This is a genomic window from Labrenzia sp. C1B70, from assembly GCF_000475395.1.
GTDB lineage: Bacteria > Pseudomonadota > Alphaproteobacteria > Rhizobiales > Stappiaceae > Roseibium > Roseibium algicola.
In genome coordinates this window covers 1-22557 of sequence record NZ_AXCE01000056.1, presented here as the reverse complement: position 1 = coordinate 22557, position 22557 = coordinate 1, and the positions used below count along the sequence as shown (strand labels likewise).

17 protein-coding genes are annotated in these 22557 nt (G+C 59.1%); 14 read left to right on the top strand and 3 right to left on the bottom strand.

All coding sequences use genetic code 11. The features are described 5' to 3' along the window. Positions 1-510 carry a hypothetical protein gene (locus Q666_RS59370; protein WP_228866363.1) on the top strand — a complete coding sequence of 170 codons (510 nt, stop codon included), beginning with the start codon at positions 1-3 and terminating at the stop codon, positions 508-510. Positions 511-744: 234 nt separating this feature from the next. Here the strand turns inward: Q666_RS59370 and Q666_RS59365 are convergent, their stop codons facing one another. Both Q666_RS59365 and Q666_RS59360 read right to left on the bottom strand, forming a co-directional pair. Further along, positions 745-2238, bottom strand: a complete 1494-nt coding sequence (locus tag Q666_RS59365; protein ID WP_023000099.1) for an aldehyde dehydrogenase family protein — start codon at positions 2236-2238, stop codon at positions 745-747. A 2-nt stretch (positions 2239-2240) separates the two neighbouring features. After that, on the bottom strand, positions 2241-3347 hold the full coding sequence (locus tag Q666_RS59360) for a mandelate racemase/muconate lactonizing enzyme family protein (protein ID WP_023000098.1): 1107 nt from the start codon (positions 3345-3347) through the stop codon (positions 2241-2243). A gap of 130 nt (positions 3348-3477) precedes the next feature. Between Q666_RS59360 and Q666_RS59355 the strand changes: the two genes are divergently transcribed. From Q666_RS59355 to Q666_RS59325, 7 genes are all read left to right on the top strand, one after another. Beyond that, a complete protein-coding gene (locus tag Q666_RS59355; protein ID WP_023000097.1) occupies positions 3478-4965 on the top strand; it encodes a PLP-dependent aminotransferase family protein in 1488 nt (495 codons plus the stop codon). Between the two features lie 115 nt (positions 4966-5080). Continuing rightward, complete coding sequence (locus Q666_RS59350; protein WP_023000096.1) at positions 5081-6157, top strand: extracellular solute-binding protein; 1077 nt, start codon at positions 5081-5083, stop codon at positions 6155-6157. Positions 6158-6285: 128 nt separating this feature from the next. Then, a complete protein-coding gene (locus tag Q666_RS59345) occupies positions 6286-7410 on the top strand; it encodes an ABC transporter ATP-binding protein (RefSeq protein ID WP_023000094.1) in 1125 nt (374 codons plus the stop codon). Then, positions 7407-8279 carry an ABC transporter permease gene (locus Q666_RS59340; protein WP_023000093.1) on the top strand — a complete coding sequence of 291 codons (873 nt, stop codon included), beginning with the start codon at positions 7407-7409 and terminating at the stop codon, positions 8277-8279. The genes Q666_RS59345 and Q666_RS59340 overlap by 4 nt, the downstream gene beginning before the upstream one ends. A 12-nt stretch (positions 8280-8291) precedes the next feature. Continuing rightward, positions 8292-9152 (top strand): ABC transporter permease, encoded by an 861-nt coding sequence (locus Q666_RS59335; protein ID WP_023000092.1) that lies wholly within the window; start codon positions 8292-8294, stop codon positions 9150-9152. Positions 9153-9160: 8 nt separating this feature from the next. Beyond that, entirely contained in the window at positions 9161-10783 is a 1623-nt protein-coding gene (locus tag Q666_RS59330) for a choline dehydrogenase (RefSeq protein WP_023000091.1), read from the top strand. An 8-nt stretch (positions 10784-10791) separates the two neighbouring features. After that, positions 10792-12090, top strand: a complete 1299-nt coding sequence (locus Q666_RS59325; protein WP_023000090.1) for an FAD-binding oxidoreductase — start codon at positions 10792-10794, stop codon at positions 12088-12090. A 55-nt stretch (positions 12091-12145) separates the two neighbouring features. Here the strand turns inward: Q666_RS59325 and Q666_RS59320 are convergent, their stop codons facing one another. Then, positions 12146-13066, bottom strand: a complete 921-nt coding sequence (locus tag Q666_RS59320; protein WP_023000089.1) for a LysR family transcriptional regulator — start codon at positions 13064-13066, stop codon at positions 12146-12148. 167 nt (positions 13067-13233) lie between these two features. On the opposite strand from Q666_RS59320, the gene Q666_RS59315 reads away from it, so the two are divergent. The 6 genes from Q666_RS59315 (at position 13234) to Q666_RS59290 (ending at position 22163) form a co-directional block, all read left to right on the top strand. Next, positions 13234-14031: an alpha/beta hydrolase gene (locus Q666_RS59315; protein WP_023000088.1), complete on the top strand. Its 798-nt coding sequence runs from the start codon at positions 13234-13236 to the stop codon at positions 14029-14031. Between the two features lie 59 nt (positions 14032-14090). After that, positions 14091-15281: an efflux RND transporter periplasmic adaptor subunit gene (locus tag Q666_RS59310; RefSeq protein WP_023000087.1), complete on the top strand. Its 1191-nt coding sequence runs from the start codon at positions 14091-14093 to the stop codon at positions 15279-15281. A gap of 123 nt (positions 15282-15404) precedes the next feature. Beyond that, complete coding sequence (locus Q666_RS59305; protein ID WP_031268998.1) at positions 15405-18593, top strand: multidrug efflux RND transporter permease subunit; 3189 nt, start codon at positions 15405-15407, stop codon at positions 18591-18593. 360 nt (positions 18594-18953) lie between these two features. Continuing rightward, positions 18954-20093, top strand: a complete 1140-nt coding sequence (locus Q666_RS59300; protein ID WP_208993871.1) for a TRAP transporter substrate-binding protein — start codon at positions 18954-18956, stop codon at positions 20091-20093. A 182-nt stretch (positions 20094-20275) separates the two neighbouring features. Then, the gene (locus Q666_RS59295; protein ID WP_031268996.1) at positions 20276-20851 is read left to right on the top strand and encodes a TRAP transporter small permease; all 576 of its coding nucleotides are present in this window, start codon (positions 20276-20278) and stop codon (positions 20849-20851) included. Beyond that, on the top strand, positions 20817-22163 hold the full coding sequence (locus Q666_RS59290; protein ID WP_023000083.1) for a TRAP transporter large permease subunit: 1347 nt from the start codon (positions 20817-20819) through the stop codon (positions 22161-22163). Before Q666_RS59295 ends, Q666_RS59290 begins: the two co-directional genes overlap by 35 nt. The last annotated feature ends 394 nt before the right edge of the window (positions 22164-22557 follow it).

Sequence of the window (22557 nt, the reverse complement as noted above, 5' to 3'; positions counted from 1 at the left end):
ATGAGCGCGGCAGATGCGCCCACAATGGCGGACGAATTCCAGACGTTTCTCGCCCTCATGGGCCGGCTGAATTATACGTGGACCAACACGGAGAGCCTGCTGATCCACATGATCGCGGGCCTCGCCGGCGTCACCAAGGAAGTCGCGACGGTGATCTTCCTGACCCTCAACACGTCGCGTGCCCGAATTGATCTGGTCGAACGGCTGGCCAAGCTCGACGCGCAGAAACCGGACTTGAGGGAAGAGGTGCTGAGCCTAACGCGGGACATGCACAAGACATTGAAATTGAAAAACAAATATAATCACTGCATCTATTCGTTCGACAACGAGGGGCGCAATGCCTCAACCATCCTGATGCGCATCAGCGACCAGAAACACAAGATCGAATACGGCAAGTCCAGCCCGATCAATGCCCGGGAAATCACGCTCGTCAGGGAAACGATCCAGAAGACACAGACGCTGAACAAGTCGCTCTGGGAGTTCTTCAAGCAGCGCAAGTTTCCGGTGTGAGATCCTCCCGCGCTACACGCAGCCTCAACAAAAAAGAGGCCGGATCGGTAAACCGAACCGGCCTTTCAGGGGAGGTAACAGGATGTTTGAGCAGGTTCGGATCGCTCTGATCCGGCTGACTGAACTCTGCCCTGGAGCGTGCCGCGTCTAACTGGAAAGATCTTGCATCGCTTTTTGCGCCGAAATCCTCGATTTCAGGCGGTGAAAAGCGTATCCGACGAAACGCGACAAGTTCTAGCCGATCCTGGCGGCAATGCTTTTGGTCTTGCAGTAGCTCTTGAGACCTTCGAGACCTTTTTCGCGGCCGAAACCGGATTTCTTGTTGCCACCGAACGGCACCTCGATCCCGCCGGCGAAATACTCGTTGATGTAGATCTGGCCGGCATCGATCTTGCGCGCGAGCTGATGGGCTTTTGCGAAATTCGACGTGTAGATGCCTGCGACCAGGCCGTACTGGCAATCGTTGGCAAGTGCCAGGGCATGATCGGCATCATCAGCCACCTGCACCGTCAGCACCGGCCCGAAGATTTCCTCCTGCGCCAACTCGTCACTCGCAGAAACGCTGTCGACGATTGTCGGCTCGTAGAACCAGCCCTTGCCGGTTTTCGGGTCGGCGGCAACAGCACCACCCGTCACGATATCAGCGCCCCGCGCCCTTGCGCGGTCGACAAAACCGGCAACCTTCGCAAGATGTCCCGCAGAATTGACCGGCCCGACATCCGGATTTCCAAGACCGTGCCCGAGTGTCAGCGATTTTGTGCGTTTCACCAGTTCCGCAACGAAGTCCGCGTGAATGTTCTTCTCGATCACGAGACGAGATCCGGCGGAACAGATCTGGCCGGCATTCTCGTAGATCGCACCGAGAACACCGGATAGCGCCTGTTCCCGGTCACAATCGCCAAGCACCACCACGGGCGATTTGCCACCAAGCTCCAGCACCACGCGGGTGATCTCATCGGCTGCCGCCTTCATCACCGCCTTGCCCGTCTGGACCGAACCGGTGAACGTGATGTGGTCGACATCCGGATGGGCTGTCAGCGGAGCACCGGTTTCAGCGCCGGTGCCGGTCACGACATTGCACACGCCTGCCGGCAATCCGGCATCATGCAGGATCTTCGCGAGCAGCAGCGCGGTGAACGGCGTCTGTTCGGCAGGCTTGGCCACAACCGTGCAGCCGGCTGCAAGCGCCGGCGCAAATCCGCGCGCAGCGGTGGAGATCGGAAAGTTCCACGGAATGATGTGGGCCGTGACCCCGACCGGCTCGTGAATGGCGTAACCGACATAATTCGGCCCAAGGGGAAAGCTGTCTCCCTGCAGCTTGTCGCAAGCGCCCGCGTAATACTCGAACGTACGTGCAGCACCGCGCACATCGCCTTGAGCTTCCTGCAGTGCCTTCCCGCTGTCCAGCGTTTCGGCAACGGCCAGAAGATCGAGATTTTCCAGGATAAGCCTGGACGCTTGCAGAAGGATCCGGGACCGCTCCACCGGCGCCATGTCTCGCCAGACCGTCTCAAAAGCAACCTTTGACGACTTTACCGCCTGATCGACATCCTCGGCAGTTCCCGCCGTGAAGCGGGCGAAGGCTTCGCCCCGACCCGGATCAAAACTTTCCAGGGTGCGGTTATGGGACGGCTGCGTGAAGCTGCCGTCAATGAAATGGCCGAGGGGCAACGCCTTCAGCGTGCCCGTAGCCTGATATTCCGCGATGAGTTCGCTTGCTCCGGACATCGTTAGCCTTCCAGGGAACTGATCTTGTATGTGGATTTCGCCAGCCACTCCGGACTGATCTCGACACCCCACCCCGGCGCATCGGTCACCGTGGCGTGCCCGTCGACAATCTCGTACGGCGACGCGGTGAAGAGGCCGTATTGCCAGGGATAATAGTCGGCTTCCTCGATGGAGAATTCGAGATATTTGCCCGCATTCGGGATCGCCCGCAGCAGATGCATGGTGAACAGCGTCACCAGCGACAGGTTGGCCGCATGCGGTGTGCAGGGAATGCCTGCCTCATGCGCCATTTGTGCCACCTTCATGGTGCGGACCATACCACCGAGATAACAGACGTCCGGCTGAATGATATCGACAACCCGTTCATCGATCATCCGCTGCCAGTCCACCAGAGAGCAATCCTGCTCCCCCCCTGTCACATCAATGTCGAGAGCGTCTGTCACTTGCCTGGTCTGGTCATAGTGCCAGTAGGGGCAAGGTTCCTCGTAATGGGAAATGCCGTTGGCTTCCAGGAACCGGCCGATCTCGATGGCCTTGGCTGGCGAATAGCAGGAGTTGGCATCGACCAGCAGTGCGGTGTCGTCACCAAAGGCCTTGCGCATGGTCGGCACGATTTCTTCCGTCCGGCCCGGCCATTCGTCCTTATCGCGGCCGCATTCGGCACCGATCCGGAACTTGAAGGCGTCGAAGCCGTAAAGGTCCTGCTGCTTCTTGAGGCGATCCGCTTCGTCTTTCGCCGTGATGTCACGCTTCATCGACGACCCGTAGGCCCGCACCTTGCCCGGCGTTCCACCGAGCAGTTCGCACACCGGCTTGCCTTCCAGCTTGCCGCGAAGGTCGAACAGGGCAGTGTCCAGTCCCCCCATCGCCCGGCGCAGATAGGAGCCGGGAAACTTGTGCTCCCGTTCCGGGATGATCTCCATCAGGTGTTCAATGTCGAAAGCGTCTTCGCCCAGCGCATAAGGTGCAACCTGACGGTGGACGACCTCCGCCGTGATATCCGCGTAGTAAGGCGCTACCTGCCCCCATCCGGTCGCACCGTTTTCGGCGGTTGCACGAACGAAACAGACAAACTCATTGGTAAATGTTTCTATTGATTGTATTTTCATTGTCTTATCCGGTCCTCGGACGGACGGTCCCGATGGATTGGGGTTGGCTCGTGAACCGACCCTTATCCAGAATTGGACTTGATAGAAGGTCCGTTTTGCGCAAACTCTCATACCAATTTGGGAGAACGCGATGAAACGGCATGCCGGCGCTGTGCTCTCGTCGATTAAGATCGACAAGACGGCCGAAAAGAAAATTTCGATCCAGCTCTACATGGCCCTGCGCGACCTGCTGCTGACGGGGGCATTGACCCCGGGTGACCGGATGCCGGCCACACGCACCCTGGCGCAGGAGATCGGCGTCTCCCGCACGACGGTAATCGATGCGACCGACCGCCTGATTTCCGAGGGTCTTCTGGAGGCAAGGGTAGGCGCTGGCACGTTCGTGAGTGAAGCGCTGAACGCCCGCCTTGCACCGAAGCCGTCACAGGAGGCCAGCGACATCACCCCCGTCGTGCCGCGCCTTTCCCACGCGACCCGGCATGCCATCCCGGACTTCACCTTGCGCTCGCGCCTGCCGCACAAATCGCAGGCCTTCGTCACAGCCCTGCCGGCACTCGACGCCTTCCCGATGGCGCAATGGGCAAAACTCTCCGCGCGGCACTGGCGCAAGGACCGCGACCACATTGCCGGCTACGGCGAACCCTTCGGCTACATGCCGCTGCGCCGGGCGATTGCCCGTCAGCTCAATGCCTCCCGCGGAATCAAGTGCGACCCCGAACAGATATTCATCACCAACGGCGCCCAGCGCGCGTTTTCCCTGGTTGGCGGCATGCTGGTCAATCCAGGCGAGCCAATCTGGTTTGAAAATCCTGGCGCAATTGGTGCGCGCAACGCGTTTGTTGCCATTGGCGCAAGGCCAATTCCCGTCGCCGTTGACGAGGAAGGCCTTTGCATCGAGGACGGCCTTGCCAAGGCGCCCTACTTTCGGCTCGCCTTCGTAACGCCATCCCACCAGCAACCGCTTGGCCACGTCATGAGCCTTTCCCGCCGCCTGGCGCTTCTGACAGCCGCCAATGAAGCCGACGCCATGATCGTGGAGGACGACTACGACGGCGAGTTCTATTTCGGCGACCAGCCACCACCAACACTCAAGAGCATCGACACCCACGGCCGGGTAATCTATGTCGGCACCTTCTCCAAGTCCCTGTTTCCAGCACTCAGGCTCGGCTTCGTTCTGGTGCCGGAAGGCCTGGTGGAAAGCTTCGAGCGGGTCTGCCTGACCTGGCTTGCCGGTGTTCCGACCGTCACCCAGGCGATCGTTGCCGAATTCATGGATGAAGGCATGTTCGCAACACACATCCGCACCATGCGCCAACTCTACAAGCACCGTCACGATACCTTGATGGCAGAAAGCGCCAGTCTTGCAGGAGACATCGACCTGCAGCCAACCAGCAGCGGCTTTCATGCTGTCGGCCTTTTGTCGAACCGATACGACGAAGACAGGATCGTCGCTGAAGCGGCCAAACACGGCATCACTACTGCCCCTCTGTCTCGCTACGCTCTTGGCCGGATACCGCAGCGCGGCATTGTCCTCGGCTTCGGCAGCTCCGTGCAGGATGACATCCGCAAAGGCATGAAGGTTCTCAAGAAAATCCTGCCTGTTTGCTGCACCAGCTAAGGTGCACCCTCGGTCAATTGGACTGCTAAATTATCTGCAATGGATATATTTGGCAGGCCAATTCCAACCTAGGCTTTTTTCCGGTTAGTACGCTGAGTGCATTCAGGAGGACGTCATGCATTTGAAAACAACACTAACCGGCCTGTTGGCCGCAACCATGCTTGCCGGTGCCGGCTCTGCCCAGGCAGAGACCCTGCGCCTGTTGACCTGGGGGTCTTACGCTCCCGACGAACTGGTCCAAAAATTTGAAGAAGAATATCCGGACATTGATGTTGAAGTCACCTTCTCCAACAACGAGGAAATGATTGCCAAGCTGCGCGCCACTGGTGGTGCCGGCTTCGACCTTGCCCAGCCAAGCCACGACCGCATCTACGCGGCCCAGCTGGAATATGACATCTACAAGCCGCTGGATCTTTCAAAGATCGACACCGGCGCGATGGAAGCCAAGCTGCTTGACGGCGTGAAGGCAAACACGACGATCGAGGGTGAAGTCTACGCGGTTCCCCACCAGTGGGGCACATCCGGCCTGATGGCCGACAAGACAAAGGCTCCGGACCTTTCGAGCTGGGCCGACCTTTGCGACCCGGCCTACAAGGGCAAGACCTCGATGCGCCTGAAGCGCACGATCCTGCTCGGCACGGCCTTCTCGATGGGCGAAGACCCGTTCGCGGCCTACGCGGACCTTGAGAAATACCAGGGCATCCTGGACAAGGTCGCCGACAAGCTGATCGAGTGCAAGGACAACATCAAGGCCTACTGGAAAGGCGGCGACGACCTGTCCGCCATGATGCTGTCAGGCGAAATCGTGGCATCCGAAACCTGGGATTCCACCGCCTACAAGCTCTACGACCAGAACCAGAACATCGTCTTCGTTCCGCCGAAAGAAGGTGCGCTAGCCTGGATCGACACCTTCGCCCTGCCGCGCAAGGGCAAGGCGGATGATGCCGCCTACAAGTGGATCAACTTCGTGCTGCGGCCGGAAAACGTGACCATCATGTCCGGCAGCACCGGCGCGATTGCCGCGGTCAAGGGTGGTACCGACCTGCTGCCGGAAGACAAGAAGGCAGCCGTCAATGCGGCCTTCACCGCAGCCGACATCGACAATCTCAAGTTCTTTGCCAACATTCCTCCCGGCGTGGAAGACATGGAAGGCAAGACCCTCGAGAAGATCAAGGCAGCCACAGGCGGCTGATCAGGTTCAGGGCTGCCGGAACCATTCCGGCAGCCCTTTCCTTTTTTGAAAAAATCAAAACACCGGAGAGAAGCAACCGGGAACACCCGGCGCTCCAAACCCCGATCCCTTCCAGTTGGCCCGCATTGATGAAACACACCTCACCCGCCTACGATCTTGAATGCCTCGACCTTGCCAAGAGTTTTGGAGGATTTCGCGCCGTCAAAGGCGTCTCCTTCGAGATCCCGAGCGGTTCGTTCTTCTCCATTCTCGGTCCATCGGGCTGTGGCAAGACAACCCTGATGCGCATGATCGCGGGTTTCGAGGACCCGACCTCCGGCGATATCAAGATCAAGGGCAAGTCGGTGCTCGGCGTGCCGCCCAACCGGCGCAACGTCAAGATGGTGTTCCAGCATCTGGCGCTGTTCCCGATGATGAACGTCTACGAGAACATTGCCTATGGCCTCAGGTGCGCGGGCGTGGGCAATGCGGAAATAAAGCGCAAGGTCAAGGACGTGCTGGAGCGGATTGCCCTGCCCGACGTTGGCGAGCGGGAAATCCACCAGTTGTCCGGCGGCCAGAAACAGCGCATCGCCATTGCTCGCTGCATGGTGCTCGATCCGGATGTGCTCTTGCTCGATGAACCGCTCGGCGCGCTCGATCTGAAGCTGCGCGAAGCGATGAAGATCGAGTTGAAACTTTTGCAGCACCAGTTCAACACGACCTTTATCTACATCACCCACGATCAGTCGGAAGCACTGGTGATGTCCGATAACGTCGCCATCATGAACCAGGGCATTTTCGAACAGATCGGCACGCCGCAGGATCTCTATCATCACCCCAAGACCGCTTTCGTCGCCGGCTTTGTCGGCGACAGCAACCGCTGGTCCGGCACGGTGAAATCCGCAGATGGCACGGGTGGCAAGGTGGAAACGGACCAGGGCCTTTCGATGAGTTTCAGTGCCGGCGCGGATCAGACCATTCGTGATGGCGACAAGGTGGAGATTTTCGTGCGGCCGGAATTCATCCGAACGGTGCGCGCATCCGAAGCGGACCAGGCCGTGACAGAAGGCGACAACCAGATGAGCGGTGTCATCGACAGCCTGCTCTTCAACGGTGCCAACAGCCGTGTGCTCGTACGGACCGGCAGCGGCGAGCTTATCGAGTCCGATGTGACGGTAACCGGCAACAACGACCTGAAACCCGGAGAAGACGTGCGCCTGATCTGGTCGTCTCGTCAGGCCATGTGTTTTGCCCGCGCGGAGAGCGCATGATGCAGAACAAGGATATCAAACGGCTGTCGCTGATCCTGCTGTTTTCGCCTTTCGCGCTCTGGATCCTGCTGCTGATCATTCTGCCGCACATCGGCATGGTGCTCCTCTCCTTCCGCGAGAAAGTGGCACCGCGCGTCTATGAGTACAGCTTCGCCAACTATCTGGATTTCATCAACGAACCGATCTACTGGAACACGCTTCTTCGAACCGGATCCATGTCCCTGCTGGTCACAGCACTGGCGCTACTGATCGGCTTTCCCATTGCCTACTACATCGCCAAGATCGCCGGCCCCAGGGCGCGCGGTGGTCTGTTCCTGCTCTGCCTGATCCCGCTCTGGGTCAGCGACCTGATCCGTTCCTTCGGCTGGATCCTGCTGTTGCGCGAAACCGGTGTGATTTCGAATTTCCTGCTCTGGACCGGACTGGTCGGCCAGCCTGTCGAGTTTCTCTACAACGACATCGCGGTCATCATCGGCCTCGTCTACACCGTGATCCTGTTCATGATCGTGCCACTGGTTTCGACGCTGGACGGCATGGACAATTCAATGATCGAGGCCGGGTACAATCTGGGCGGCAGCGGCTTCACCGTGCTGCGCCGGATCATCATTCCCTACGCGATGCCGGGCATCGTGGCCGGCTGTATCGTCACCTTCATGCTGACGGCAGGTTCCTACCTGACGCCGATCCTGCTCGGCGGCAAGAATTCGAGCTGGTTTACCGAACAGATCTACAATCAGTTCATCACCCGCTTCAACTGGGAGGGAGGCGCGGCCTTCGGCATGCTGCTCCTGATTTTTACCTCCGTCGTGATCTGGCTCGGCCTGAAACTCTCCGGTCAGACCCTCGCCAACACCGTGGCCAAGAGCTGAGGAGGACAGACGATGCTTACGCAAAAGAACTCCTCTCCGTTCCTGGTGGGCTACCGGCTCTATGTCGTTGCCTTCTTCATCTTCCTGGCAGCGCCGCTGATTTCAGCCGGAGCCTTCGCCTTCAACGACAGCCTGTTCCCGGCACTGCCCTGGCAAGGTTTCACACTGGACTGGTTCTTCAGCGATACCGAACCAAAACTCGGCATGTTCCATGACCGGCGTTTGCTGCAGGGACTTTATTATTCCTTCGTCATCGCAATCTTCGTGGCGGCACTCTCCGTCTTCGTCGGCACGACCAATGCATTCCTGTTCGTGCGTGGCGAGTTTCCGGGCAAGAACTTCTTCTACATTCTGATGGTGGTGCCGCTGGTGATCCCGGGTGTCATCCTCGGCATCTCCATCCTGGTCCTGGCCAGCGACACCGCGAACTACATGGAAAACAGGTTCGATCTGGAGCTTGAGTTCCTGAGGCCAGGCCTTCTGCTTGTCGTGTTCGGGCAGTTTTCCTTCATCACCACCATCACCTCGCTGGTGATCACGGCCCGGCTGAAGAAATTCGACGCCACGATGGAAGAAGCCGCCTTCAACCTGGGGGCAAGCCGGGTCCGCGTGTTGCGCACCGTCACGCTGCCCTTCCTGCGTCCGGCGATGATCGCGGCCGGCATCGTTGCCTTCCTGGTTTCGTTCGAGAACTTCAACACCACGCTATTTCTTGTCGGCTCGGAAGCACCTCTGACGATCACCATGTATGACCGGATGGCAAAGGTCGGCTCGACGCCGGTCCTCAATGCCGTCTCTTTCGTGCTCATGGTCGGGTCCGGACTGCTTGCGCTGCTATCGATTGCCATCCAGCGCGACAAGACCTCTCAATAGGAGCATTCATGGCGGAGTTCGACTTTGTCATCGTCGGCGCGGGCTCGGCAGGCTCGGTGCTTGCCGACCGGCTGTCGGAAGACGGTAAATACACCGTCTGCCTTCTGGAGGCAGGCGGCTCGGATCTCAATTTCTGGATCTGGATGCCGATCGGCTACGGCAAGGCTTTCTATAACCGGAACATCAACTGGATGTACCACACCGAAGCGGACCCCGGGCTCAACGACCGCTCCGGCTACTGGCCGCGCGGCAAGGTGCTGGGTGGGTCCAGTTCGATCAATGCCATGGTCTATATCCGCGGTCAGCATGCGGATTTCGAGGACTGGAAGGCCCTCGGCAACACCGGCTGGGGCTGGCAGGACGTTCTACCCTATTTCAAGCGCTCGGAAACCAATTGCAACGGTGCCGACGACTATCGCGGCGGGGATGGCCCGCTTTATGTCTCTTCCATGGACAAGGACGTCCACCCGCTGTGTCAAAACTTCCTGGCAGCCAGCGAGGAAGCCGGCTTCAGCCGTAACCCGGATTTCAATGGCAAAAGCCAGGAAGGTGTCGGCCTCTACCAGATAACCGCGAAAAACGGGTTCCGCATGTCGACGGCCCGCGCCTATCTTTCACGCGCGAAAAAACGTCAGAATGTCTCCATCCTGACCAACGCACACACGACCCGGCTGATCCTTGAGAACGGACGGGCGACCGGTGTCGTCTACAGCCGAGGCGGCACCGAGCAGACCGTGATGGCCCGCCGGGAAGTGATCCTCAGTGCAGGTGCCGTCAACTCGCCGCAAATCCTCATGTTGTCCGGCATTGGTGATGGCGCGGAACTGCAGGCCAAGGGCATTTCCTCCACCTTGCACAGCCCTGCTGTCGGCAAGAACCTTCAGGACCATCTCGGTCTCGACTATCTCTACCGGTCCAAAGTGCCGACGCTGAACCAGCAGCTTTATCCCTGGTGGGGCAAGCTCGCCCAGGGCATCCGCTATGTCCTGACCCGCAGTGGTCCACTGTCGCTCAGTGTCAATCAGGCTGGTGGCTTTGTCAGAAGCAATCCGGATTGTGAACGGCCGAACATCCAGCTGTATTTCTCGCCAGTCAGCTACACCAAGGCGCCGAAGGGGAAACGTCCGCTGATGAACCCGGACCCGTTCCCCGGCTTCCTCCTCGGCTTCCAGCCGACGCGGCCTACCAGCCGCGGCCATATCTGCCTGCGCTCCTCCGATCCGTTCGACATGCCGGAGATCCACCCGAACTCGCTCAGCACCAACCGCGATCTCACGGAGATGATCGAAGGCAGCAAGCTGATGCGCAAGATCGCCGAAAGCCCTGCCATGCAATCGGTTATCGACGAGGAGATCACACCCGGCCCGGGTGTCCAGACCGACGAGGACATGCTGGCGGATGTCCGCAGCCGCTGTTCCACAGTCTTCCACCCTGTCAGCACCTGCCGCATGGGACCGGACGCGAACGAAAACGTCGTCGACACGCGCCTACGGGTTTACGGGGTCGAAGGGCTTCGGGTCGTCGATGCCTCAATTTTCCCGACGGTCACGTCCGGCAACACCAACGCACCTGCGATCATGGTCGGCGAAAAAGGCGCGGACCTTATCCTGGAAGACACACGAGCGGCGTAAGGCACGTAATGACTCAGGCTCTTTTTGCGGACAACTACAAGACGACACCATACTGGCAGGATATCGCGCCCAAACTCGTACTGCCGGATACAGGTTTGCCCCCAGAGGTCGATGTGCTGGTGGTTGGCGGTGGGTACACCGGCCTGAACGCCGCACTGCAGACCGCCCGTGAAGGCCTCGGCACACTGGTTCTCGACGCGGAAGATCCGGGTTGGGGCTGCAGCATGCGCAATGGCGGCCAGCTTTCGACCAGCCTCAAGCCGTCCTTTTCCAACCTGGCGGGCCGCTACGGCAGGGAGCTGGCCACCCAGCTTTGCCTGGAAGGCCAGGCGTCCCTCGACTACATGCACGCACTTTCAAGGGAAGATGGACTGGAGATGGGCTTACGGGAAACCGGCCGCTTCCACGGCGCCCACAAGCCCCATCTTTACGAGAGCCTTGCCAGAGACTGTGCCGCCGGACACCCCGTGTGGAAGACCGATGCCTTCATGGTGCCGAAAAGCGACATGGCACAGGAGCTTGGGACCGATGCCTATCATGGCGGTATCGTCAATCCGCATCATTGCAGCATCGATGTCAGCAAGTACCATCCTTCACTTTTGAACAAGGTGCTGGCGGAAGGCGCGATGGTGCGCGGCAAGTGCCGGGTGGTGTCGCTTGAACGCGAGACGTCAGGCTTCAAGGTCCTGACAAGCGACGGCTCCCTCAAGGCAGGCAAGGTCATTCTGGCGACCAATGGTTACTCCGGGCCCCTGTCGCCCTGGCTTCAGCGGCGGCTGATCCCGATCGGCTCTTACGTGATCGCTACGGAAGAAATCCCGAGTGAAACGATCGACCGGCTGTTTCCGACGGACCGGGTCCTCTCCGACACCAGAAAACTGGTCTATTACTACCGGCTGTCCCCCGACCGGAAGCGCGTGCTGTTTGGCGGCCGGGTCTCCTTGAGCGAAACGGACCCGCGCAACAGCGCGCTCAAGCTCCACCGCGATATGACAGCCCTCTTTCCGGAACTTGGCTCCGTGCGGATCAGCCACGCCTGGATGGGGTTTGTCGGCTACACCTTCGACACACTCGCCCATGCTGGCGAAGACAACGGCCTGTTTCACGCAGGCGGCTATTGCGGGTCCGGGGTGGGTATGGCGAGTTATCTCGGCATGCGTATGGGCCAGAAAGCTGCCGGCCGAGAAAAATCACTCTCCGCGTTCGAGAAGATCCCCTTCCCGACCCGGCCGCTGTACCAGGGCAATCCGTGGTTCCTGGCACCATCAGTGCTGGTCTACCGGCTGCGGGACAGGTTCGGCATCTGATTGGGGTCAGCCTTTCGGAGGATAGCCTTCTTGCGCTGCCCCCCTTGCCAGCATTTCATACCGAAGACTGGGCGGGCGCTGGCACATCGGCAAGCAGGCGCACCAGCCAATCGACAAAAACGCGAACCTTGTTCGAAAGGTGCCGGTTGGGCGGGTAGACGATATAAAGCGGAATGGTGTCAGCGGACCATTCCGTCAGCAGCGGCACGAGGTCCCCGCGCTTCAGCTCTTCCCGCACCATGAAGTCAGGCAGCTGCGCGATGCCGTGACCGGCAACGGCCGCCGCCACATAGCTGCGGGCATCGTTGACCGAGCAATGATAGCGTCCGTCGACCAGAATTTCCTCACCGTCCTTGCGGAAGGTGAACGGGTGTGTGCGTCCGGTGGCGGCAACGAAATAGTTGACGCAATAGTGGTTCGCCTTCACGTCTGCCGGGGTTTCCGGTGTACCTGCCCGTTCCAGGTAGGACGCTGCCGCGCAAGTGGTCAGGCCGACCTCCGCCACCCGCCGTGCAATCAGCGACTGATCAGCCGGTGCACCACCGCGCAAGGCACAATCAACATTCTCCGCCAGGTAGTCGACTGTCCTGTCGCCGATCCCGAGGTCGATACGGATATCCGGGTATTTTTCGTAAAAACCGCCAAGCTCCGGTATCACGAACCAGTCAGCAAAGGCCCCTGACATTTCCACGCGCAGCCGCCCACCCGGATTGCTCTGGGCCTGGGACAGGCTGGCATCAAGTTCGTCGACCTCCGAAACGATCTGAACGGCCCGCTCATAATAAAGCGCGCCGTCCGTCGTTACGATGACGCGCCGCGTTGTCCGGTTGAGCAATTTGGTCTGCAGATGTTTCTCGAGATTCTGGATCAGGTTGGTAACCGTCGCCTTCGGCATCTGAAGGGAATCGGAGGCTCGGGTGAAATTTCCTGTTTCAACCACCCTCACAAAGGCGCGCATGGCGGAGAGTTGATCCATTTCTGGGCGTCCTGATCAAAAAATAGGCTTATTATTCGAAAATTCGAATAGTGAAACCAATAATACACCCCTTATTCCAGAGTTGGAACAACAATACCTATCGGACATGCAAGAGAGCTGGTGTACCCAGTTCCCCCTCAACCAACAGACACGAAACGGCGCTGAAAATGACGGTGCAGATCAAGGATATGACACTCGACAAGGTGGCCATCGGCCCCGTGGCGGCACGTGTCTACCAGGGCGCCGAATACAGCAAGTCGCCGCCAGTCCTCATCTATTTTCATGGCGGCGCTTTTCAAGGCACCGTCCCGCAGGAAAGCGAGTTTGCGCATCTCATTGCCGAAACCGGCGCCATTGTTGTGATGCCGGATTACAATGTACCGCTTGGCAGCGTCTTTCCGAAGCCGCTGGAAACGGGGTTTTCGATCTTCTCCTATCTGGCGAAAAAGCGCGCCGGCCTTGGGAATCGGAAATCCCTGCTTCTTGTCGGCGGCGTCGAAGCTGGCGGCAACATCGCCGCAGCGGTCGCGCTGAAGGCGCGGGATCATTTCGCCGATGAACTTGACGGACAGATCCTTCTGTCACCTTTGCTTGATCCTTTCATGGGCTCTGCATCGTTTCAGAAGGCCGGCGAGTTCGGCATGAAGGACATCTGGGCCGACGGCTGGAGCCACTATCTCAGCACCGGCATGTGCCACCCCTATGCGGCCCCATGCATGTGCTCACGCCTGACCGGCGTTGCCCCCGCGCTTGTTCTGTCTTCTCAGGACGACCCGCTCAAGGACGAAACACTCGGCTTTGCGACCTGCCTGAAAAATGCAGGCGTTGAAGTTCACCAGCACGTTCTCCCCGCCGGGACAGGCTGGCCATCACTCTACGGCGGAAAGACGGACGAGACCCCATCCTGGCAAGAAACCGTAAGCACGCAATTTTCCGGTTTCGTGCAGTCCGTCAGCGTCCACTGATTTGATATCCAAACCCTTCTGAAGATTGTGTTTTCAGCAGGGGTTCCAAGGAGAGACCAATGACATCAAGAAGCAAGCGCTGGGCCCTGACGGGCGCCAGTCTGGCAGTTGCTGTCTCTGTTTCAGCCGCTGTCCTCATCATGAACCTACCGGCAAGCAGCCCTGCAACGGCCGCGGGCGGTACAGTCGCCATCCCGGCAGTGCCGGTGACCGTTGCCGAGGTCAAATCCCGCGAAATAACCGTGTGGGAAGATTTCTCCGGCAGGCTCGAAGCCGTTGACCGGGTGCAGATCCGCTCCCGTGTGGCCGGCTCCATTCAATCCGTCGATTTCCGTGAAGGCGCATTGGTGGAAGCAGGTGACCTGCTCTTCACCATTGACCCGGCTCCCTACGAGGCCGCCGTCGCTCAAAGGGAAGGTCAGGTTGAACTTGCGCAAACGCAGCTCAACCTCGCCAAGCTGGAACTGGACCGTGGCAACAAGCTGATCGAAAACCGGACCATCTCCCAAAGCGTCCTCGACCAGCGCCGCAACACCTACGCCGAAGCACAGGCCAACCTCAGAACCGTCAAGGCAGCTCTCAGGTCGGCCAAGCTGGAACTTGGCTACACCAAGGTGCTGGCACCCGTGTCGGGTCGTGTCGGCAAGATCGAGATCACCGTCGGCAATCTCGTTGCCGCGGGCTCCGCATCGCCGGCATTGACAACCCTTGTCTCTGTCGATCCGATCTATGCAAGCTTCAACGCAAGTGAAGACCTGGTCTCGCGGGTTCTGGCCGAGTTGCCGCAAACAGATGCTGCGGTGCCGCCACTGGACATGATCCCCGTCGAAATCGAAACCTCGTCAACCGCCGGACACCCGGTGAAGGGCAAGCTGCAGCTGGTCGATAACCAGGTTGACGCCGTCAGCGGCACCATTGGTGTCAGGGCAGTCTTCGACAATCCGGGCGGCAGGCTGATCCCGGGCCAGTTCGTGCGTATCCGCATGGGTGAGCCAAGGCCGGAACAGAAGGTCCTGATCAGCGAACGCGCCATCGGCACCGACCAGGACAAGAAATATGTCTATGTCGTCGGTGACGACAACAAGGTGGCCTACAGGCCGATCGACCTTGGCAGGACCGCGGAAGGTGCACGTATCGTCGACAGCGGCCTCGAACCGGGTGAACGGATCGTCGTCAACGGCCTGCAGCGGATCCGCTCTGGTGCACTCGTCGATCCTCAGCTCGAAAACGACGTTGCCGCTGCAAACTGAGTGAACAGGTGGAGTGCAAGGCGCTCCACCTCCCCTCTTCAACAATTCAAGTCATGATTGCCGGTGGCGCCGCCACCGGCCGGGGACGTGTTGTCCCGATTTCCGACCGGAAAGGGCCTGGATATGAATATCTCGAGATTCTTCGTCGACCGCCCGGTCTTTGCCGGTGTGCTGTCTGTCCTCATCCTCATCGCCGGCCTGATCGGTCTGCGGGCGCTGCCGATCTCAGAATACCCCGAGGTGGTACCGCCATCGATCGTCGTGCGCGCCGCCTATCCGGGGGCGAACCCGAAGGTCATTGCCGAGACGGTGGCAACGCCGCTGGAAGAACAGATCAACGGTGTCGAGGGCATGCTCTACATGTCCAGCCAGGCGACCTCTGACGGCGTCATGACCCTCACGGTCACGTTCGAGCTCGGCACTGATCCCGATCAGGCTCAGCAGCTTGTCCAGAACCGCGTCTCGCAAGCCGAACCCCGTCTCCCGGCGGAAGTACGAAGCCTTGGCATAACCACGGTGAAAAGTTCACCCGATCTGATGATGGTCGTGAACCTGACCTCGCCGGACAATCGCTACGACATCACCTACCTGCGCAACTATGCCGTCCTCAACATCAAGGACCGGCTGGCCCGCCTGCAGGGTGTCGGCCAGGTGCAGGTGTTCGGCTCCGGCGATTACTCCATGCGTGTGTGGGTCGACCCTCAAAAGGCGGCCGGCCATAACCTGGCAGCCAGCGACATCACCAACGCCATCCGCCAACAGAACGTGCAGGCCGCGGCCGGCATTATCGGCGCTTCGCCGAACCTGAAGGGTGTCGACGTTCAGCTCAGCGTCAATGCGCAAGGTCGTCTTCAGACGCCGGAAGAGTTCGGCAACATCATTGTCCGTACCGGTGAAAACGGTGAGGTCACCCGGTTGCGCGACGTTGCCCGGATCGAGCTCGGTGCAGCCGATTATTCCCTGCGCTCCCTGCTCGACGGCAAACCGGCCGTCGCCATTCCTGTGTTCCAGGCACCCGGCTCCAACGCGATTGCAATCTCCGACGCAGTGGTCGAGACCATGAACGACCTTCAGGTCGCCATGCCTGACGGCGTCAAATACGAGATCGTCTACGACACCACAAAGTTTGTTCGGTCCTCCATCGAGAAGGTTGTCGACACGCTGCTTGAAGCCGTGGTGCTTGTAGTCCTCGTCGTGATCCTGTTCCTGCAGACATGGCGCGCATCGATCATTCCGCTGATCGCCGTTCCCGTGTCGATCATCGGCACCTTCGGCGTCATGTATGTCTTCGGCTTTTCCATCAACGCTCTCAGCCTCTTCGGGCTGGTTCTCGCCATCGGCATCGTGGTCGATGACGCGATCGTGGTCGTTGAAAACGTCGAACGAAACATCGAAAACGGGCTGAACCCGCGCCAGGCAACCTACAAGGCCATGAAGGAAGTCTCCGGACCGATCATCGCCATTGCACTGGTGCTTGTGGCGGTGTTTGTACCGCTCGCCTTCATCACCGGCCTTTCGGGTCAGTTCTATCGCCAGTTCGCACTGACGATCGCAATCTCGACCGTCATCTCGGCCATCAACTCGCTCACTCTGTCCCCGGCCCTGGCCGCCCTTCTCCTGAAGGATCACCATGCGCCCAAGGACTGGCTGACACGTTCGATGGACTTCCTGTTCGGCTGGTTCTTCAAGGGCTTCAACCGGGCCTTCGGCGCCGGTTCCAACGCCTATGGCAAGAGCGTCGGCGGCCTGTTGTCCCGCAAGACCATCGTCATGGTGGTCTACATGGTACTTGCAGGGGCGACCTACAGTCTCTTCACAACGGTCCCCGGTGGCTTCGTGCCGGCACAGGACAAACAGTATCTGATCGGCTTTGCCCAGCTCCCCGACGCTGCCACGCTGGACCGGACCGAAGACGTCATCCGCCGGATGAGCGAGATCGCCATGGAACAGGAAGGTGTCGAACACGCCATCGCCTTCCCGGGCCTGTCGATCAACGGCTTCACCAACTCTTCCAACGCGGGCATCGTCTTCGCCACCCTGACGGATTTCGAGGAACGCAAGTCTCCGGAATTGTCCGGCGACGCCATTGCGATGCAGCTGAACCAGAAGTTCGGCACGATCCAGGACGCGTTTATCGCCATGTTCTCGCCGCCGCCTGTTCAGGGCCTTGGCACCACCGGCGGGTTCAAACTGCAGATCGAGGACCGGGCAGGTCTCGGCTACCAGGCACTCGACGCGGCCAACAAGGCCTTCCTGGCGAAAGCCTATCAGACGCCGGAACTGGCTGGATTGTTCTCCAGTTTCCAGATCAATGTGCCCCAGCTTTATGCGGATCTTGATCGCACCAAGGCGGAACAGCTCGGCGTATCGGTAACGGACGTATTCGAGACGCTGCAGATCTATCTGGGTTCACTTTATGTCAACGACTTCAATGCCTTCGGTCGCACTTACAGTGTCCGGGTGCAAGCGGACGCCCAGTACCGGGCGCATGCCGACGATATCGGCAAGTTGAAGGTTCGCTCTGCCACCGGCCAGATGATCCCGCTCTCCGCCCTGTTGAAGGTGGAGGCCACCACCGGGCCGGAACGGGCAACCCGCTACAACGGTTTCCTTGCGGCTGACATCAATGGTGGCCCGGCTCCCGGATTTTCCTCCGGCCAGGCCCAGGCAGCGGTCGAGCGGATTGCGGAAGAAACCTTGCCCAAAGGCATTGCCTTCGAGTGGACGGACCTGACCTACCAGCAGATCCTTGCCGGCAGCTCCGGGTTCCTGGTCTTCCCTCTGGCCCTGCTCCTGGTCTACCTGGTGCTTGCCGCCCAGTATGAAAGCCTGATGCTTCCGGTGGCGATCGTCATGATCGTACCGATGGGTGTCCTTGCCGCCCTGACGGGAGTCTGGCTGACCCATGGCGACAACAACATCTTCACCCAGATCGGGTTGGTGGTGCTGGTCGGGCTTTCGGCGAAAAACGCAATCCTGATCGTGGAATTCGCAAGGGAACTGGAATTTGAAGGCCGAACGCCGGTTGAAGCGGCAGTTGAAGCCAGCCGCTTACGTCTGCGCCCGATCCTGATGACCTCGATGGCCTTCATCATGGGTGTGGTTCCGCTGGTGCTTTCCACCGGCGCCGGTGCGGAAATGCGAGCCGCGATGGGCATCGCGGTCTTCTCCGGCATGATCGGCGTGACCTTCTTCGGGATCTTCATGACGCCGGTGTTCTACGTGCTGGTCCGCAAGCTCTCGGGCAATCGCCCGCTTGCACAACACGAGGAACCAGCAGAGCAGCCGCAAGCTCAGAAAACGGCCGCTTGAACCTGGACCAAATGACAAGAAAAACGCCCTGGAAGCATTCCTTTCCAGGGCGTTTTGTACTTGGGCAGCCTTTCACCGGCGTGGGGAGTGCGACCAGCTGGCATCGGTGTCGGCCGCACGCACGCTCCATGCAATCAAGGTAAGATCTGAACGCCTCCCTCGAGCCCCCCGTCACGCAAGGTCGCCGCACTCAGAACACCCCTCACATCCCTGAGATGCAATGCCGGCAACGACACCTAAATTGCGGGTTCCCGCAAATGGATTGCGTGAATTGACCTGTCATATTTGGTTTCTGGCCGCGTAACGTGACGTGCCTGGCGTTGGCTAGCCAACTTGTGGCGATGTATGTGGGAGGAAAACATGCAATCGAATAATTATCACCAAGACAGGAAAACGCTGCGCGGCGGTGTGCAATTTCAGCACCTTGCAGCACGCATGAAACAAACTGTGACTAGAGAGGGATGTTTTGCGCGTCTGTCGTCGCTGAAGACCGGAATTCTAACAAGCTTGTTTGCCCTGTCGGTCTTTTCAGCACCGACCGCCGCAACGGCCGCCGACTACAACTGGACCTTCCAGACCTCGGAAACGGCCGGTGAACCCGGATTCATCAACAAGCAGAAGTGGGCTGAAAACGTCGAGAAAATGTCCGGCGGGCGGATCGAGATCGAGATTTTGCCGATTGGTGCCGTTGTCCCGCATACCGATACGCTTGACGCCGTTGGTTCCGGCATTCTTCAGGGGCATCTGACCGATCCGAGCTATTTCGCCGGCAAGGATCCCGCTTTCGCGATGATGGGCAACCTGGTCGGTGCCTGGAGCGACCCGTTCGAATTGATCGGGTTCATGCAATCCGGTGGTGGTCACGAGCTTTACGCCGAATTGGTCGAGCCCTATGGCGTCCATTTCATCGGAGCGGCAGCAACTGAGCCGGAAGCTTTCGTCTCCAGTGTTCCGATCCGCTCCGTTGAAGACCTGAAGGGCGTCAAGATGCGCGCACCGGAAGGCATGGTCTACGAAATCTTCTCCAAGGCAGGTGCCTCTCCGGTTGCGCTTCCCGGTTCAGAGGTCTTCACGGCTCTCGACAAGGGCGTTGTCCAGGCGGCGGATTATACGGTTTTTGCAACCAACCAGTCGCAGGGCATGAACGACGTTGCCCACTATCCGTTGTATCCGGGCTTTCATTCCCTGCCGCTGATCGACATTTCGATGACCAAATCAATCTGGGATGAACTTCCGGACGACCTGAAGGCCGTCCTGAACGCCTCCGTTGACCAGTTCATTTTCGATCACGTTTATTCCGTACGCAAACTCGATGCGGCCGCAGTCGAGGAAGCCAAGGCAAACCCCGAGATCGAAATTGTCAACTGGTCCGGCGACGAGCGAGCGAAGTTCCGCAGGATCGCGCAGCAAGAATGGGAAAACTGGGCCGGCAAGAACGACCTCACCCAACGCTACTACGATGCGGTGGTCGCTTATCTGAAGGGCCGGAACCAGCTTTGATCTGACCAACGTCCCGTTGACGCAGCCGCACCCGGACCGAAAGGTTCGGGTGCGGCCTGACCTTGTTTCTATCTGTCCATAACGGGTGAAACGAGATGCCGGTGCGTGGCCGTCAGCCAAGACTGATTGGCCATCCCCTATTTCCACAACAGCTTGCCAACTGCGCGACGGGAGAAGAATCCATGCCGGACAATCCGGATGTGAGTGACCTGGAGGACAATGGCCAGGCGAACCTGCGAACCGGCCTCGACCGGTTCATTGCCGGGTCCGCGAAGCTCTTTGCCTGGGCTATCTTTCTGGCGTTTGCCATCAGCGTATATGAGGTTATCGCCCGCTACGTTTTTGATAGCCCGACGTATTGGGCTCACGAGAGCACGACCTTCCTCATAGCAGCCATCTTCCTGATCGGCGGCCCCGTAGCGCTCGCTCGCGACAAGCATATTCGCGTGCGCATGATTTATGACTCGGTTTCGCCCCGGGTGCGTCGATGGCTGGATATCGTCAATTCCTTGATCGCGATGATCTTCTTTGCAGGACTGGGATACGCAGGCGCGACAATGGCCTGGAAGGCTACCCACCGACCCAACGGCGATATCCATCTGGAGGGCACGGGTACGGCGTGGAACCCGCCAACACCGGCACTGCTGAAAATCATAATTCTGATCTGCGTTTGCCTGATGTTCGTTCAGACCCTGATGCACCTGATCAAGGCGATCCGCGGCGATGACGCTGCCTACAGCGAACGCGGAGGCCAATGACATGGGCCTCAACGATCTGGGTATTGAATACGGTACAATTCTGCTCGTTGGCAGCATCTTCGTTTTGTTGCTTACAGGTCAGCCTCTCGCCTGGGTGACGGGGCTCGTAGCCCTGGTTTTCACGTTCGGCTGGTTTGGAGGAAATGCGCTGCCGCTGGTTACGGCTCGCATCTTCGGCTTCATTACGGAATATTCCCTCGTCGCCATTCCGATGTTCATCCTGATGGCGGCGCTCCTCGACAGATCAGGAATCGCGAAGGACCTCTTCAACGGAATGAGGGTGCTTGCCGGACGGTTGCCAGGTGGTGTCGCTGTCCAAACGCTGATCGTCGCCACCCTGATGGCCGCCATGTCCGGCGTCATCGGTGGTGAGATCGTTCTACTGGGAATTCTGGCCTTGCCCCAGATGTTGCGACTTGGGTATGACCGCGACCTGTCAATCGGGGTCGTCTGTGCTGGCGGATCTCTAGGAACAATGATGCCGCCCTCCATTGTCCTGATCATTTACGGGCTGGTGGCAAGTGTTTCCATTGCCGACCTTTTCGTCGCGGCAGTCACACCTGCCCTGATGTTGCTCGGCTGCTATATCGCTTATGTTCTAGTACGCTGTTTCCGAGACCCGGACCTCGGGCCACCAATTTCCGCGGAAGAACGCGCCGAAGAAACAATAGGAAGTGCGATCCGGTCCCTGATCGCCCCTGTGTTCATCGTGGTAGCGGTCCTGGGTTCCATATATGGAGGCATCGCCTCTATCACCGAAGCAGCTGCACTCGGGGTTTCGTCAGTGCTCATCATCGCACTGCTTCGCAGGGAACTTAATGCCCGTATGCTTCAGGACAGTCTGGTCCACACGCTGGAAACCTGCGGCATGATCATCTGGATCGGGATCGCCGCAGCCGTGCTCGTCGGTGTCTACAACCTCATGGGGGGCAACCGCTTCGTCTCCGCGGTCATGCTTGGTCTCGACGCATCGCCCGTGGCCGTCATTCTAATCATGATGCTGATCCTGCTAGTGTTGGGCATGTTCCTGGACTGGATCGGGATCGCCCTTTTGACCTTGCCCATCTTCGTTCCGATTGTCGTTCAGCTGGGATATGATCCGATCTGGTTCGGCATCCTGTTTGCAGTCAACATGCAGGTCTCCTACCTGACCCCACCGTTTGGACCGGCGGCCTTCTACTTGAAAAGTGTGGCACCACCGGACATTACGCTCGGCAACATCTACGGAGCTCTGCTTCCGTTTATCGTGCTGCAGCTCTTTGTTCTCGCAATCTTGCTGTTCTTCCCTGGCATCGCGACCTGGATGCTGTAACTCAAAGGCGTGTCGCGTTCTTTCAATTGGATGCGGCACGCTATTACACATGAAGGCTTCTTTGCCTTTTCAGCAGGCTTGCCGATCCGCGTTACAGGGGACATCATCGCGCTTTCCCCGCCTTTGATTGTTGAGGACGGTATGATTGAGGAGATGGCGTCGACGTTGGGCGGTGTTTTGTTGTCGACGGCTTAGGTTTGGTTTTTGGATCAGAGATACCCGGAGCCCCTACCAGTAATGTTGGCGGGGCTTTTGGATTTTTGGAGCGGTTTAGGTTTGTTTCCGGCGCTTCTTTTGGGCTTTGCCGTTCGGGTGTCCCTGGAACGGTTCCGGTCGAGTTGCGTTAGGCACAAAAGAACCCCGGTCAGTTTTTTCTGCCGGGGTTATTTGTTTG